Here is a 17263-nt window from a genome sequence, read left to right as displayed (position 1 = left end):
CAATACCCAAGCCACTCATTATCTGAAAAATTTCTGAAGATAACACCTTCTGTAAGTATCCCCGTTTTACAAACAAAGGAGACACCCTCTTCTTTTTTATCTGATAATCAATGATTTAAACAGAAATATCAGGTATTAGCAAGTTTTCTCCTTTAACACTTCCCTCCTATTTGTTACAGCAATGTTTCAGTAAGTCCGGTTCTCACAAAAAAATCTACTGTAATCTACATTTCCTGCAAATACTTACGCACAAATCGGATTGCCATGGAGCCTTCTCCTACTGCAGAAGAAATGCCTGTTATTGCTCCAAACCTTACATCGCCCGAAGCAAAGATCCCTGGCACACTGGTTTCAGACATAAATGGTTCTCTGTTCAATTTCCAAAGTGAATTAAATGATTTGTCTTTCAATAAATCGCTTCCGCAAAAGATATAGCCCTTTTCGTTTTTCAGCACTAAATCATCCAGCCAGTCTGTACTGGGTTTATGACCGATATAAATAAACAATGCTTTTGTAGGCACCGTTTTTTCTTCACCAGTTGTCACATTTTTTAGTGTAATGTTTTGTAAAATAGATGTTCCAGAACAGGCAATTACATCGGTATTAGTAATGACATGTATGTTGGATGTGTGGCTGATATTCTCTACCAGGTAATTGGCGGCAGTTTGTGAAAGTGCACCTCGTCTGATGATGATGTTTACTTCACTGGCAAATTTACACATATACATAGCTGCCTGACAGGCTGAATTGCCTCCGCCCACAATGTAAATGATTTCGTTGCGGCAGGCGTATGCTTCTACAGATGCAGCACCATAATAAACTCCTGAACCTGTAAAAGCCTCCAATCCCGGGATTTCAAGTTTTTTATAAGTGACACCTGTTGCAATTACTATTGCCTTGCTGTGAATCTGTGAACCATCCATCAGCTCAGTAATCTTATATCCATCCTTAATGGTAATTTTTTTCACTTCCTGGGGAGTGAGAATTTCTGTGCCAAAGCGAAGGGTTTGTGTGATGGCCCTTCTTGACAACTCTGCCCCCGAAAGGCCTGTAGGAAAGCCAAGATAATTTTCAATACGGGCACTACTGCTGGCCTGGCCTCCAGGGTTGCTCCTTTCTATCAGAACCGTCTTTAGTCCTTCACATGAACCATATACTGAAGCAGCAAGCCCGGCTGGACCTGCACCAATAATGAGTACATCATACATTTCTTTGGTTGCTTTTTGATGAAGTCCTACCCGTGCGGCAAGCTCAGGCAATGTAGGATCGCTCATGACATAACCATCTTTCAATATCACCAATGGCAAGTCGGATTTTGAAACGTTGGCACTAATCAAATACTTTTCTGCTTCTGCATTATTTTCAATATCCATCCAGATGTAAGGAACTAGATTGCCTGAAAGAAATTCCTTTAGCCGGTGTGATTTGGGAGACCATTGAAAACCAATGATTCGAATAGCTTCCTGATCTGGCTTGTAAATAGCCTGCCATTCATATAACAGGTCATTTACAACCGGGAAAAGTTTTTCTTTCGGTGGATACCATGGTTTCTGCAGATAATAATCCAGTTTCACATTATTGATAGCTTTGATAGCAGCATCAATATCAGAATAGGCGGTTAGTAAAACTTTTTTGGCCTCCGGGAAAATTTCATTTGCTTTTTCGAGAAAAGCTATGCCTTCCATTTCAGGCATCCGCTGATCAGAAATAAACAAGGCAACCATTTCATTCTTCAGCTTTAATTCTTTAATCACTTCAAGCGCCTCAATGGCCGATTCGGTTGCAGCTACTTTATATTCATTCCGGTATTCATTCCTAATGTCCCTTTGTATAGCCCGCAGCACTTGGATGTCATCATCTATAATTAGGATATAAGGCAGTTTCATTTTCGTATCGTATATTGCTTGTAGCGTTAATTGGATGCTGAATGCTGCTCAATTGGGATTCGAATCAAAAACTCGGTTCTTCCTGGTTCAGAGGTAACATTTATGTCCCCATTATGACGTTTCACCACCCTATTTACAATATCCAACCCGATTCCGGTTCCTTCTCCTATTTTCTTCGTAGTGAAAAGCGGATCAAAAATACGTGACATGATTTCTTTTGGAATTCCACTTCCGTTATCAATAATGGAAACCTTTATTATTTTATCATCACAAGATGTTTCAATAATAAGCGATCCGTTTTTCTCAAGAGCATAGATGGCATTATCAATCAAATTTGTCCAAACCTGGTTCAATTCTCCAACATAAGCTGCAACGTCGGGCATGTTCTGGCAGAATTTCTTTTTTACTTCTATATTCTTTTCACGGAGTTTGAATCCCAAAAGCGTTAGTGTATTTTCAATATCCTTATGAATATTGGTAGGTTGCAATTCATTGGTCATGTCCATATGCACATGACTTTTAATGGAAGCCACCAAATTAGAAATGCGCCTGGAAGCTTCAGCCAGGTCTTTTACAATTTTCTGAGAGCTTATTAAATTTTCAAGCCATTGAATTACTTTGTCAAACGATTCACTCCCTAAATCTGTGCGGATGTTTTCAAGCTCCTGAATTGAAAACCCACATTCTGAAAATGTCTCAGCCATTGCCCTTCCAACGAATCCGTTTTCTTCCAACCACTCCTCCATCTCATCTTCGTTATCTATGCGTTGAAGCAATGTTCGTTTGAGGTTTTGTACGGGCTCGGTCTCTTTTTTTCCCATCAATAGGAAGATGTTTTGAAGATGCTGTGGTGTCAGATTACACCCAAGCAATTTTATAGTGAGTTCGTAATTCTTATTGATTCTATTGGAAAGCTCATCGGCAATCTCACTGATTGCTGCTGCCGGATTATTGAATTCATGTGCTATTCCGGCAGCAAGGCTACCTAGTGCATTTACCTTTTCATATTGCAATTGAGTGGTAGCAAATGCTTTTGCTCTGTCCGTCATGTAACCGATCAGTCGTTGATTAAAATCGGGATTGAGCTGTTCCAGGTCACTAAAATACTTTTTGTGAATACAAAGCAGTTTTACTGCTCCTACAGCATATGAATAACCCGGAATGGTTTTCATTCTTGAGTAAGGCATTATACCGCCTATCCCACCTGTAATATTATTATTCTCGAAAGTAAAATAATAAACCTGGCGCCCGTTGATGTACATGTAAAATGTGACCTTCCCAGCCAATGTAATCCACATCACTTCAGCCGGATCACCGTATTTTGTAATAATATCACCATCTGCATATTCCCGATATTCGGAATGATTCAATATCCATTGGAGATGTTTGTCAGGCAGGTCGCTTAATGCAACAACACTTTTTAGATCTTCAATCTTCACTGGTTGCATTGTAAGGTAGTTTATATAATTTTAAAACATTGCCAGTTACAATTATACAAGAAATTCCTTCCAATCTTTCCTCGAGCTTTTAATATAATGATTGCAGATCAAGGTTTGGCTTAATATCTTTCTTTATGCAGGGCTTGTAAATTGCTTAACAGTCTGGTATAATCATCAATCAGAATAAAGTTATGACACGTATTAGAGTTTTCAAAGCCGGGTAGAGTTATCATCAACTGTATTTTCTTTTCTATCAACGGCTCAATAGATGTAGTTCTTAACTTTATACATTCAATGATGAGATAATTCGGTATGGTATAATGATGAAGCGGGCATTATACATTTCAAAGCTTAAAATTCAAAGCATGAAAGCCCTTATTTTGTTATTTGTTCTATGTTTCCTCACACCACCTGTTTGTTCTGGACAAATAAATTCATTTTCTTCTTTGGCCACTCAATTTTTAAACAGCCTGAATGGACAGCAGCGCAATAAAGTGCTGTATAAATTTGGTGATGATGAACATTTTGACTGGCATTTCATACCCAAAAGCAATCGTAAAGGAATACTACTCCGCGAACTCAATGAAAAACAAAAAGCCTTTGCCTTTACCTTGTTAAAATCCTATTTAAGTGATCAGGCTTTCCGTCAAACCCAGGAAATTATCCAACTAGAATGGGTGCTTCAAGAGTTGGAAAACAGGCCCAAAGACGACTGGTTTCGAGATCCGGGAAACTATGCCTTTATTTTTTTTGGCCAGCCTTCAGATAAAACGCCCTGGGGTTGGCGTTTTGAGGGTCATCACATTTCTTTTACCTTTTCCACATTGGATAACAGGATTACCTCAGGAACTCCCGGCTTTCTAGGCGCCAATCCGGCTATTGTGCTCTCTGGACCACAAAAAGGTAAGCAGGTTTTGAAAGACGAAGCAACGTTGGGCTTTCAGCTCCTGGGATCACTTTCCCCACAGCAGTTAGCCAAAGCCGTTATCAGCAGTGAAGCACCAGGGGATATTATTACGGCTGCCAGCAGGAAAGCGATGATCGAAAAGCCACAAGGAATTATTTATTCCGAGCTGAACGGAGCACAACAAAAACTGTTTTTACAATTACTGAGTGTTTATATTCACCGCTATACCAAAACTTTTGCAGCTGAGATGATGCAGGAAATCGAGCAGGCTGGTTTAGAAAAGCTGCAATTTGCCTGGGCAGGTGCCCGTGAGCATGCACAGGGCAAGCCTCATTATTACCGCATCCAGGGACCTACCATCATCATTGAGTACGACAATACCCAGAATAATGCCAATCACATACATACGGTGGTGCGTGATTTAAAGCATGATTTTGGAGGAGATGAACTGCTGCATCACTATCAAAAAAGCCATTAAAAGCCATTTCAACGAAAAAGGAAATTCTTTTTTTCATTTTCGTGTCTTATAAACTTTTACTTGTAAAAAACATAGAGTAAGGCCATTCTTTAAATTAGTGAATAACCCTACTCTATGTTATTATTAAACTAGACTAAAAAATTCAAAGATTTAAGGCGTATAATAAAGCTTTACTTTATTGATCTTCAGGAAACTTTGGAACGCTGTAAATTTGGCCTGAAAACCGATCGAAACCTGAGTAGAACTAGCTAAATCAAATTTGACAATGTTATCAGTCCATTTGCTGATGCTTTTATAGGCCAAAGCAGTCGTAAGTACATTGTCTATATCGGGTAAAGTATTGCCAGAGGCAATAGTGATGTATTTGGTACCATTATCAGAGCAATCGCTGGTAGTTACAACTAAGGTAAATTTACCCGCAGGCAATGTAACTGTTTGATACATCTTTCCATTAGGGATCAATGGTTGGCCCGCATCCCATGATTCCATTGACAGAGCACACTGGTATGGCAGCCAACCGCCTAAGTCCACTCCGCCAGCGGTCATATTGAAGTTGTTCTTTACATCAGGGGTGACGATCCAATCAGTAGGAGTTCTCCATCTGCCATCTGTGCCTATTGTAGAAAAATTAGTCCCATTAACTCCAGTTCCTGTATTCTTCAGGTATTGAGCAGTTACATCATACATTACACCCACCGTTTGGGAGATGCTATTAAATGAATCAATTGCTGTAGCACTGGGTACGTATAGCGTCCTGATTGTAACAGATGTGCCACCTTTAAAGTTTGGCAAATTAGTCTTGGCTTGAGAAACAGGAGCTACTACCGAGTCAACTGAATTATCAGTCCTGGTATACTTTACCACACTAAATTTAGCTCCAGTCGTAGTGTCAAAACTATCCCATTCAACTTCTGCAATTCCGGAGCTGAGTAACTCTGCTCGCTTTACAGGCCTGTTACCAAGACCACTTATATACTTAGGGCCCAAAACAACTCCGCTTGCATAAACGATCATCGAACCATTCCCTTTAGCATCGAAGTTTTGAATCTTAAAGTTTAGTACACCTTCAGGCACATTGATAATCTTATTAAAACTATCAATACCAATTCCTTTATTAATATCAAATATTACAGAATCTCTGCCGTCATTCCAAGTAATCTTTGTTTTAGCGATATTAGGATCGGCAGTAAAAAGACCTGTGATTTTTACCCGTTGGTTGCCAGTAAATACTTTTACTGAATCAAGCTTACCAGTATAAAAAGTCTCTCCTTCTTGAGTATATTTTTTATAATCGTCCCATTTAGAGCAGGAAACGAGTGCTAACAGTGATACGAATGCCGCTAGTACAATTTTAATATTTTTCATTTGTTTAAGTTTTAATCGCAGGCTGCAGAAACAAGTTGTAAGGCTGCAGTTCAATGCGTTGTTAAACATTTGGTTGGCCCTTAACGGGGATCACCATACACTTTTAGTTCATTGATACTTTGATTGGTTCCTCCTGCGAAGTTCTCCAGGCATTTGATGCGTATGTATTGCACTTTAGGAGCATTCAGGTCAATTTCCCAGTTAAAACCAGCAGCAGCCGTAGCCTGGTCTTCAGCACTGTCAGTTCCATAAGGCAGGCCCGAAGGCTTGGTTAAAGTGTAGGAACCAAGCAATATCCATGACTGATCGTAGGCGCCACTCAGACTAGGATTAGCGGAACCCCAAATTTCAAAGCGCTTCATAGTAGAGAGATAATAATACCTCGTGCCTTCAGGGAAGGGACGGATCCAGATACGACTGAGCTTTGCTAAAGCACCTAAATTAAAAGTCATGGTTTGAGGACCAGTGCCATTAGTTGCCGCATCAGTAAAACTAGTCCCAGGCCATCCCAATCTGCCATCCCAGGCATATTGCAAGGCAGCCCCATTAGTTACCTGTTTTGCATCGCCTGGCAATACGAAAGTGCTGAATTTAGCAGGATCCAGCTGGGTTTCATAAATTGGTTTGAAAGTCTTGTAAAAAGTATCGGTTTTATTACCCCAACGGTCTTTTACCACAAACCCGTAACGGTAATTCATTGTATCAAGGCCGCGTACTTTGGACAAGATGCTGTCTGTTTTGGTGTAAACACTTTTATCTCTATCAGTTTCATATTCTTTGAAAACATTGGGCCTGGTTACTAAGATAGAAATATTAGCCCTGGAAGGATTCAGAGCTGTTAAGTTGTAACCACCAAAGGCATTGATCACTTGCATAGAACGATATACCTGCCAAAGAGGAGAGACCAAAGGCCTGATCTTCGCCACAACAGGTTCAGATACAACTTCAGAGCGACTCACAGAATACAGCTTTACCTCGTGCTCCAGGGTATCGGCAAAACCTTCTACTAGGATACTATTGTTGTAATAGGAAGACCTGGACTCACTTTCCTGGCCGGAGGTAATGGTATAAACTGCTTTCACATAAAGCAGGTTTGAGTCCTTAGGCAGCACATAGCTTATAGTTGCCACACCGTTTCCATTGACCACACTCACATTACTCACCTTCAGGGGAACAGCAGGATCGTTACTCACAGGACCGTGTGACTCCAGTTCTTTATTGCACGCAGTGTTCAGCCCTGCAACCAGCAACATTAAAGCGGAATATTTTATTATTAGTTTCATTCGATAATGTTTTACAATGACTTTAATTGAATTACCAACCTAAATTTTCTACCAACAGGGGATTGCGCCTCGTATCATAGTTGCCAACAGGCCAGAAATAATCGCGGGGAGCAATAAAGCGCTGGCTGAAAATAACACGCTCCTTATAATAGGTAGCATCTGTTTTACTATGAATGCTCCAGCCAGTGATGTCTTTATTCAGTTCATCGGATGCTTCTTTCCAGCGGCGCAGATCCCAGAAACGCTGCCCCTCAAACATCATTTCAATAGCGCGTTCCCTGTGGATAATTTCCCTTAAGCCTGCCTGGGTGGTATATTTTGAAGGTTTAGAAGAAAAATTGGTCCAGGACTCAACCACTCCCTTCAAACCCGCACGCTTCCTCACTTTGTCAAGATAAGTTATAGCTTCTGCTGATGCCGGGTTCACTTCATTTTCAGTTTCTGCATACAGGAGGTATAAATCAGCCAACCTGATCTCCGGCCAGGGATATTGTTTCCAGGAAACTGTAGACCCATTGGTTGTAGATTCCCAGTTAACCAGCTTTTTCACAAAGTAGCCGGTTTCACTCCAGTTGATATAGTGGCCATAACCAGCTCTCTCTGCATTTTTAGCTTTTACATAAAAAGTATTGACATCACTGCCTGTGCTGTTTCCATCTTTCATATACCAGATACTGCCATCAAAGCCTAGGTCAGCATAGAAACGGGGCTCACGGTCATAATTAAGACGGGCAGTCACAAAACCCGGTTCAATATTGTATCGTTCTCCAACAGTTGCAGTACGTAACTGGTCATAATTGGCAAAACTCATGGTTTTATCTTCATCAATAGGAACCCCGTTGGAAGTATAAAACAGCTTAGCCATTTTAATAGGAGGCGCCCATACACCCTGCAGTGCAAAGTGGTCGCTATTACCTCTTTCCATAGGAGGCATACACAAGGCCGAATTGGGAAAATACATATTTGGATTCGCCCAGATATGCTCAATACCCCAACGCTGGGTTACGGCGTTTCTTATATTCAACTGGGTCTTGGTAACGTCGTTTAATTGAAGAACGTCATTAGTATAATAATACAGGGCATTTCCATTGCTTTCCGCAGCATCAATCGCGGCCTTTACCGCATCTCTTGCCTTTACCCATTTAGCAGCTTCAAATTTGGAATTGAAAAGCGCCACGCCTTCCTTATCCTTGAATCCTGCAAATTCAGGATTACCATTAAACAGGGGGCTTGCCGCCATCACCAATAACTTAGCCTTTAAAGCCAGCGCTATAGGTTGGGTAACCCTTCCCAATTCATTATTCTCGTCTTGAATACGAACGGGCAAAAATTTAGTAGCGCTGTCCAGCCAGGCCGAAATGGTATTGACACAACTATCTACGGGCGCCCTTCTTACATAAGAACTGGCAAGATCACTTTCTACCGGAACGTTTTTGACCATGAGGGGAATGGGGCCATACATCCTTAACATATGATAGTGATAGTATGCCTTCAGGAACAATCCCTCCCCGATCCAACGGGAACGCTCTGATAAGGAAAGATCGGGCACCTTGTTTTCATCCTGCAGGTTTTCCAAAAGGATATTGCAATTCCGGATACCATTCCACATTTTCTGGTAATCATAACGGGCATTCCCGCTTCCTCCCTTGCGCAAACCTGCCCATTCGTCGAATAAGGGACTGGCAGCGTTTTGTTGTCCCAGGGCAATCCTGAAGGCTGCGTGCCAGTGGGTCTGGTCAACCTGGGGGTACCAGATTTCATCTGCACCAGCCATGCCGGGATTGTACCAACCATCCCCATTTTTAGGCATATAGGAATAACAGGTAAATAAAAACTTCTCAGCCTCGTTGCGGAGCTTAAAGGCATGATCGATAGTAGATATGTCATCAGGAACAACATCCAGGTATTTTTTACAGGAAGAGAAACCGCCTGCTAAAAGAAACAAGGCTGAAAAAAGCAGGACCTTATTCCTTTTTATATTAAATCTGAAAACTTTCATTGTATTAATAAGTTGGTTCACAATATTATTGTCAATCGTTAGAAATTAAGTTGAGCGCCCAGGCTATACACAGACTGGATAGGATAGCCCAGTCCATTGCCTCCCATTTCTACATCCCACAACTTAAAGCTGCTCAGGATGAACAGGTTGGTTGCAGAAAAATAAATACGGGTGCCCTTCAGTTTTGCTGCTTTAATTTCAGGTATAGTATAGCCCAGGTCCACGCTTTTCAGCCTGAGGAAGTCGCCGCTGCGCATCCACCAGGTGGAAACTTTATTATTCGGGTCTACCCTCCATGAGCTCAGGCGCGGCCAGAAAGCATAAGGGTTTGGGTTCGCTTCTGACCAGTGGTCATCTGCAATCACCTTCAGCAGGTTGTTTTGATAACCACCGTTGAGGTAGAAAGGCTGAATATTGTACGGGTTGATAAAGAAAGATGAACGGGCTGCTCCCTGGAAGTAGAAGCTGAAGTCGAAGCGCTTGTAGCCCATTGAAGCCCCAAAGCCATAGATGATTTCCGGTTGCGTGGGATAGCCGATCGGAACCCTGTCGTCGTCGTTGATCACGCCATCTTTGTTCACGTCCTTATACTTGATATCTCCTGCCAGCAAACCAGTCTCTCCATATTGCACGGGCGAGTTGGCCACTTCTTTCTGGTCAATGAACAATCTTTCAGCAACCAGGCCCCAAGCCTGGCTAATTGAATGATCCACCCTGGAGAGGTAAGCCAGGTCAGCAGGATACTGAATTTCGTCTGTCACTTTTATTTTGCTGGTAGCATAGGTAAAGGTACCACGCAGGTTCACCCATGCATCCCTGGAAAGAGAACGCTGATAGGTTGCCTGCAGATCTATGCCCTGGGATTCAGCCTTTCCGTAATTGGACATAGGAATAGCAGAAAAGCCTGCGGCTGACTCAATAGATGATTTGGGCTGCAGGATTTTTGAACGCAAATTCTTATATACTTCCACTGTGATACTTAGATCATGCAACATTTTTAGATCCATACCCAAATTCAGTGAACGGGATTGTTCCCACGTAATCTCATCATTGGCATACCGTGAAACAGAAACCCCCGGACGGTAATAAACTGGCGCACCGTCATTCTTTCCAAAAGAAGCGCCGAAGCCGCCATCGTTCAGGCTAACATTAGACAGGTAAAAAAAGCGGTCATTAATATTACCGATCTGGTCATTACCCACAAGGCCGTATGTAGCTCTTAATTTCAGGTCATCGATCCATGTTTTCAGCGGCTCAAAGAATTTTTCATTGGAAATCCGGTAGCCGAAACCAGCAGAAGGGAAGAACCCAAACCGGTTGTTTTGAGCAAAACGCTCTGTACCATTATAGCCAAAATTAAACTCGGCTAGGTAACGGTTGTCATAGCCATAGGTAAACCGTCCGGAAAGGGTCTGGTTTCTCTGTGGCAAGGAAGCCGTTACACCGCCTGCAGCACCAGTTTCATAATTTGAAATCACAGAGATCAAAGTACCGCCTACAGTATGCTTCCTAAAGGTTTGGCTGTAATTAAGCGTACCTTCCAGCCACATACGGGAATCTAGCACTTTCATTGGGGCTCCTGTTACTGGATCATAATCCCGATAGCCCAGGTATTCAGTGCCAACAGTACCAATAGAACCGGTACTTCCATCATTTAACACTTGCAGGTTGTACTGCTGCGTGGTTGGATCCACCAGGGCATTATAATAGAATGGGTTATAACCTCTGTCCACTCTATACCAGGCGTATCTTTTCAAGTAACCCATGGCACGGAAATTAAGACCAGGAGTAATGAAGTTCAGGTTCTGCTTGATTTCCAGTTGAGGCATGAGGTTAGAGGTCTTATACACACTATAGCCTCTCACCATCTCGGCGTATGGGTTAACCAGGAGCGTTGAAGTCAGACCATTGGCATTCACAGCTCGTGCCGATCCAAACAGCGGGTGGTCCACATAGGGCAACTTGGACTGGGGATATACGGCCGGGAACATTACCGGGTTTGACCAGAGCGCATTGTTGAAGGTTGCAGCCCCACCACCAACAGGGCCATTATAATCATCAAACTGTCCATACATCTTTATTAACAATTCGGTAGTATTGGTGATATTCAAATTGAGATTAGTACGGATGGAATAGTTTTTCAGCTTGATGTTGCTATTGAAATTATTTATAGGATCCACCTTCAGCACTCCATTATCCTGGTTATAAGTACCAGCTATATAGTAACGGGCGCGACTGGTGCCCCCACTGATATTCAAATTATAGCTTTGGTTGATCGTATATTTTTTGACCAACTGGTCTATCCAGTTGTTGCTGGGATATAAATAAGGATCATCACCCGCTTTGGTATGCTCGATCTTGTTTAGGGTATAAGGCTCAAAAGCAAGGGGAGAACGGGTAGTGGCGGCTTCGTTGGCCAATGTCATATAGGTAATATTATCGGCAAACTTGAAGTTCCTGGTATTAGAAGAAACGCGGTTTTCTGCTCTAAAAGAGAATTTTGCAGTACCATCCTTACCTACACGGGTATTGACCAGCACCACCCCATTGGCTCCTCGGGCGCCATATACTGAAGCAGCGGCAGCATCCTTCAATACAGAAAAATCAGAAATATCATCAGGCTGCAAACGGGCCAGGTCGGTAGGTGAGGATTCCACACCATCAATCAGGATGAGCGGATCCATCTTACCGGTACCAAAAGAGGAAAGCCCCCTGATATAAAAGGCTGAATTGTCGGTTCCCATACCGGGCTCACCGCTGCGTTGAAAAGTGATCATGCCAGGTATTTGACCCGCCAGTGCATTTGTCAGGTTGCCAGTTGGTCCTTTAAGTTCCTTCACATCGATTGTAGTGATGGAACTTACTGCACTTGCTTTTTTCTGAGTACCACCAAAGCCGATCACCACCACATCATTGAGCGTATTGTTCTTTTGCGTCATCAGCACATTAACAATACCACGGCCATTAATTTGGACTTCCTGTGGATTATATCCAACAACAGAAAAAACAAGGGTTCCATTGGCAGGCACCTTGATAGAGTAACTCCCGTTTTGATCGGTTAGAGTAGATCTTCTGGTGTCGCCTTTGAGTTGGATCGTTACACCTTGAAGAAAAGAAGAATCGGAAGAGACTTTACCTGCTACCGTAATTTGGTTGTCTTGTGAGAAGACTTTCAATGAAAAGCATAATAGGAGAATCAGCATAATAAAAGGCTTCGCTCCTACTTTAAAGCATACAGCTTTCATAAGCAATCAATTCGAGTTGTAATTAATTAAATAAATAAATGTTTATCGGACGACTTTATACCAGGTTTTGAACTTAGGAAGATCACAACAATGGCATTAGAAAGGAAACCGGAGTCTTAGCTCCTGGCTGTATTTTAATTAGGCAGTAAACACATAGCATGAATCGTTTTATCGAATGATTTGTTAAAATGTAAATTTGACATTTTATATCATCTTATGTTCTATAGATCGTACAATAACTTCGATAAAAAGTACCAAATTCGTAACATGATGCATGATTGGAAGCATTTTTAATACTTCCAGGTCCATTTAATGTATCTTTTTTATTTTCTAAACTTTTACGCTTGCATATTTCTAAGGCCATATGTCTCTTTTCCTTCTTTCTTTTATTCCAAATCCACCTGCTGGGCCAATCCTATTACTTCCGGCACTACAGTGTAGAGAACGGCCTTTCCAATAATGCGGTCATTTGCAGCTTACAGGACAAAATGGGCTTCCTTTGGTTTGGCACAAAAGACGGACTCAATCGGTTTGACGGGTACAGCTTTAAGACTTTCCGGAAAATTGCCGGCAAACCGGGAAGTATTGGTAACAATTATATACATACGCTCTTCGAAGACAAAAAGGGAACCTTATGGGTAGGAACAGAACAAGGATTATATGAATACCTGAATAGTACAGAAGAATTTAGCCTTGTATCAGCTACTGCCAATACGTATATTGATAAAATTGTAGAAGACGCTAAAGGAGACCTTTGGTTTATCTCATATTATAAACTTTGCAGGTATTCAAAAAGGACAAAAAAAATAGAAGCATATGACCCTCAAAGCTTCTTCGTTGCCACTAATTTTTGCACCACACCTGATGGAACTGTTTGGGTGGGTACTTCAGACGGGCAGTTGAAAAGGTATCATCCCGAAAGCAATTCCTTTTCAGGGTTTGATCTATTCGGGCATTCCAAAACAAAGGGAAGCCGGTGGATCGAAAGTTTATTCACAACCGACAACGGCAATATAGTAGCCGGCACTTCTGAAACAGAGATCAAAATTATCGATCCATTTCGCTTAACTTATACAGATATCGCGTTATCCAACAGCGGGGAAACCAATTTATATATCAGAAGTATCCAGCAAACGGCTCCCGATGAATTTTGGCTGGGAACAGAATCGGGGGTTTTCGTTTACAATACAAAAACAGGAAAATGCCGGCACCTGGAAAAAGATCATAACAATCCTTATTCCATAACCGATAATTCCATCTATTCTATTTGTCATGACCGGGAAGGGGGTGTATGGGTAGGCACTTATTTTGGCGGTATTAATTATCTCTCCAATCAACCTACTCCCTTTACCAAATATTTTCCCGGGAAGGACGAAAATTCCTTAAGCGGAGGTGTTGTCAGCGAAATTGAGAAAGATAGGTACGGCAATTTGTGGATTGGAACTGAAGATGCCGGACTTAATAAACTGGAACCAGCAACCGGAAAATTTACCCATTTTAAAAATGATGGAAAAGCCGAAAGCATTTCCTTTTTTAAGATCCATGGATTGCTGGCTACCGGAGATGAATTATGGCTCGGTACCTTCCAGCACGGATTGGATATCATCAACATCCGGACAGGAAATGTAATCCGCCATTTTGAAGCTGGTTCGGGCGGTTTTACACATAACTTTATTTATTGCATTTACCAGACTGATTCTGGTCAGATTTTGATTGGCACGCCGCATGGAGTTTTCACTTATAACCGGAAAAAAAGCAAATTTGAGTTCTTTGAAGGCTTGCCTCCATGGATCTGGTATACTACCATTTTGAAAGATAAAAATGGTAGTATTTGGGGAGGGACTTTTGGCAATGGTTTACATTATTTCAATCCTTCAACAGGCGAAAGGAGAACCTTTATGCATCATGAAAAAGATCCAAATAGCCTTAGCAGTAACAGGGTCAACGCCGTATTTGAAGACAGCAATCACAACCTCTGGATTGCCACAGAAGAAGGTTTATGCAGGTGGAATGATTCAAACAAAAAGTTTATTCAATATGGCACAGCCAATGGTTTTCCTAGCGACTTTATGCTCAGCATCCTTGAGGATGATCAACACAATCTTTGGATCAGTACCACAAAGGGTCTTGTTCGTTTTCATCCATCTTCAGGGGAGATGCAAGTATATACGGTTTCCAACGGGTTGTTAAGTGACCAGTTCAATTATAATTCGGCATTTAAAGATAAAGATGGCAGAATGTATTTTGGCAGCGCCAAAGGCCTTATTAGTTTTCATCCAAAAGAATTTAGTAAAAGCACCTTTATACCCCCAGTCTATATAACCGGTTTCCTGGTAAACAACCAGGAATTGTCAATTAACCAAAACAGCTCTCCCTTACAACAATCTATAACCTATACTGATGAAATTACGCTGACACACGATCAATCAACTTTTAGTATTGACTTCGCAGCATTGAGCTATACAGCACCTGAAATGATTCAGTATGCCTACCAGATGGAAGGACTTTCCAATAAATGGATCAACCTGAAAACCAACCGAAGGGTATATTTTACAGAATTGCCACCCGGATCCTATACGTTCCGGGTAAAGGCTTTTAAGAGTGGTGACACATGGAGCGGAAAAATAAAAAAAATAAGCATCCGGATCTTACCACCATGGTGGGCAAGCAAATGGGCCTATACCATTTATGTCCTGCTTACCCTTTTATTGATTTATTCCATCGTGCGATATTACCATAAGCGGATGAATGAAAAGAACCAAAGAAAATATGAGCTATTGGAAATAGAAAAAGAAAAAGAAATTCTAAAGGTAGAATTAGCCAAGGAAAAGGAAGTTCTACAGGCGAAAATCGACTTTTTTACCAATGTGGCCCATGAAATCCGGACCCCTTTAACCCTGATCAAGGTACCCTTGGAAAAGGTCATTAAAAAAGCAGGAAATATTCCTGAAATAGAGAACAGTCTCAAAATTATGGACCGCAATGCTAACCGGTTGATAGACCTGACCAACCAGTTGCTTGATTTCCGGCAAACCGAAATCAACAAGTTCCATCTGTCTTTTGAACAAGCGGAAATTTCCGGGTTACTGAAAGAAGCCTGTAACGGCTTTATTCCCTTGGCCGAGCAAAATGATATTTCCTTATCCTTGCACCTGCCTGATGCCCCCTTTTTGGCTTTTGTTGATGTGGATGCTTTCAATAAAATCATCTACAACCTATTCAGTAATGCCGTGAAATATGCACAAAGCAAAATTCATATTATTTTAAAGCCCTATTGCAAGAACGACGTCTCATTTACCATCTTCGTAAAAAATGATGGATACCTTATTCCGGAACAATTAAAGGAAAAGATTTTCGAACCTTTCTTCCGTATCCGTGAAACCGAATCGCAAACCGGAACAGGCATTGGACTTGCATTGTCCCGTTCATTAACACAATTGCACAACGGCCTTTTGATACTCGAATCTCCGGAAGAAAACATGAATGTTTTTTCACTTACATTGCCTGTTTTTCAGGAGACTGAATTCTTACTGGATAATAAGATGCCCAATTCCGAATAATTCACATTTAAGCATATCAAGATCATGAAATCTACAATACTTTTGGTTGAAGACAATAAGGAAATGCTGGAAGTGCTAACCGATGTTCTTGAAGAACAATACCGGGTCTTAACAGCACGAAACGGCCAGCAGGCTTTGACCCAGATAGGAGCAGAACCAATTGATTTGATCATTAGCGATGTCATGATGCCGATAATGGATGGTTTTGAATTGTGTAAAATAATCAAATCAAATTTTGAGTATAGTCACGTTCCCATTATTTTGCTTACGGCCAAAAACAGCATTCAATCTAAAATCGAAGGGCTTGAATTGGGGGCTGATGCGTATATTGAAAAGCCATTTTTTACTGATCATTTGCGCGTTCAAATTGCCAACCTGCTTACCAACCGCAACAAGATCAAAGAATATTTTGCACAGTCGCCAGTGGTGCAATTAAAAAGCATAGCCCATACGCGACCAGATGAAGTATTTCTGGATAAGCTCAATGCGGTCATCCAAACCAATTTGGACGACCAGGATTTAGATGTTGATAAACTGACCCGACTCATGAACATGAGCCGCACCAATCTATTTCGTAAAATAAAATCCCTGACAGATCTAACTCCCAACGATTTAGTCAACGTCACCCGTCTGAAAAAGGCTGCAGAATTATTAGCAGAAGAAAATCACAAGATCTATGAAATCTCAGCAATGGTTGGCTTTGGCTCACAGACCAACTTCGGAAGGAACTTTTTGAAACAATTTGGTATGACACCAACAGAATACCAAAAACGCTTGCGTACAGACGAAACTGGTCAATAGCAAAGTCATACCCGGTTCGAAAAAAACACTTCAATTACCTCACCTGCTTCGAGAATTTTAATAGAATGTTCTGTACTGCTTAAAGTTTATAATTCTAATTCGAGTTCCATTTGAATATTACTGCGTTCATAAGGTGTAGGGCGACCAGCTATTTTTGTAAACCCTAATTTGTAATAAAGGTTGATGGCTGGTTTGAGTATAGTATTACTTTCCAGTTTGACTACGAGACCCTAAAATATTTTGTGTAAATAGTCATTAGTAACTGTATTAGAGTTTACATCTGTTTTCAAAGATGGTGAC

General features: G+C 41.4%; 9 protein-coding genes. 3 read left to right on the top strand and 6 right to left on the bottom strand.

From position 1 onward, the window contains the following. Positions 1-224: 224 nt before the first annotated feature. Both OCK74_RS26500 and OCK74_RS26495 read right to left on the bottom strand, forming a co-directional pair. The gene (locus OCK74_RS26500) at positions 225-1886 is read right to left on the bottom strand and encodes an NAD(P)/FAD-dependent oxidoreductase (RefSeq protein WP_279300140.1); all 1662 of its coding nucleotides are present in this window, start codon (positions 1884-1886) and stop codon (positions 225-227) included. 26 nt (positions 1887-1912) lie between these two features. Further along, complete coding sequence (locus tag OCK74_RS26495; RefSeq protein WP_279300139.1) at positions 1913-3334, bottom strand: ATP-binding protein; 1422 nt, start codon at positions 3332-3334, stop codon at positions 1913-1915. Positions 3335-3690: 356 nt separating this feature from the next. Here OCK74_RS26495 and OCK74_RS26490 point away from each other — a divergent pair, with 356 nt between their 5' ends. After that, positions 3691-4710, top strand: coding sequence for a DUF3500 domain-containing protein (locus tag OCK74_RS26490; RefSeq protein ID WP_279300138.1), 1020 nt, complete (start codon positions 3691-3693; stop codon positions 4708-4710). A 150-nt stretch (positions 4711-4860) separates the two neighbouring features. On the opposite strand, the gene OCK74_RS26485 is transcribed toward OCK74_RS26490, so the two are convergent. The 4 genes from OCK74_RS26485 to OCK74_RS26470 all read right to left on the bottom strand — a co-directional run bounded on the left by OCK74_RS26485 (position 4861) and on the right by OCK74_RS26470 (position 12602). After that, positions 4861-6075 (bottom strand): DUF4998 domain-containing protein, encoded by a 1215-nt coding sequence (locus OCK74_RS26485; protein ID WP_279300137.1) that lies wholly within the window; start codon positions 6073-6075, stop codon positions 4861-4863. 80 nt (positions 6076-6155) lie between these two features. Next, positions 6156-7358, bottom strand: a complete 1203-nt coding sequence (locus tag OCK74_RS26480) for a DUF4959 domain-containing protein (protein ID WP_279300136.1) — start codon at positions 7356-7358, stop codon at positions 6156-6158. A 31-nt stretch (positions 7359-7389) separates the two neighbouring features. After that, positions 7390-9357, bottom strand: a complete 1968-nt coding sequence (locus tag OCK74_RS26475; RefSeq protein ID WP_279300135.1) for a RagB/SusD family nutrient uptake outer membrane protein — start codon at positions 9355-9357, stop codon at positions 7390-7392. A gap of 38 nt (positions 9358-9395) precedes the next feature. Further along, entirely contained in the window at positions 9396-12602 is a 3207-nt protein-coding gene (locus OCK74_RS26470) for a SusC/RagA family TonB-linked outer membrane protein (protein WP_279300134.1), read from the bottom strand. Positions 12603-12946: 344 nt separating this feature from the next. Between OCK74_RS26470 and OCK74_RS26465 the strand changes: the two genes are divergently transcribed. After that, the gene (locus OCK74_RS26465; RefSeq protein WP_279300133.1) at positions 12947-16162 is read left to right on the top strand and encodes a ligand-binding sensor domain-containing protein; all 3216 of its coding nucleotides are present in this window, start codon (positions 12947-12949) and stop codon (positions 16160-16162) included. 24 nt (positions 16163-16186) lie between these two features. Further along, positions 16187-16963 (top strand): response regulator transcription factor, encoded by a 777-nt coding sequence (locus tag OCK74_RS26460; protein WP_279300132.1) that lies wholly within the window; start codon positions 16187-16189, stop codon positions 16961-16963. The last annotated feature ends 300 nt before the right edge of the window (positions 16964-17263 follow it).

The sequence above is a fragment of the Paraflavisolibacter caeni genome (genome assembly GCF_025628885.1).
In the GTDB taxonomy this organism is placed as follows: domain Bacteria; phylum Bacteroidota; class Bacteroidia; order Chitinophagales; family Chitinophagaceae; genus Flavisolibacter; species Flavisolibacter caeni.
Note: the sequence above shows the minus strand (reverse complement) of the source record. Positions and strands in the feature narration are given on the sequence as shown.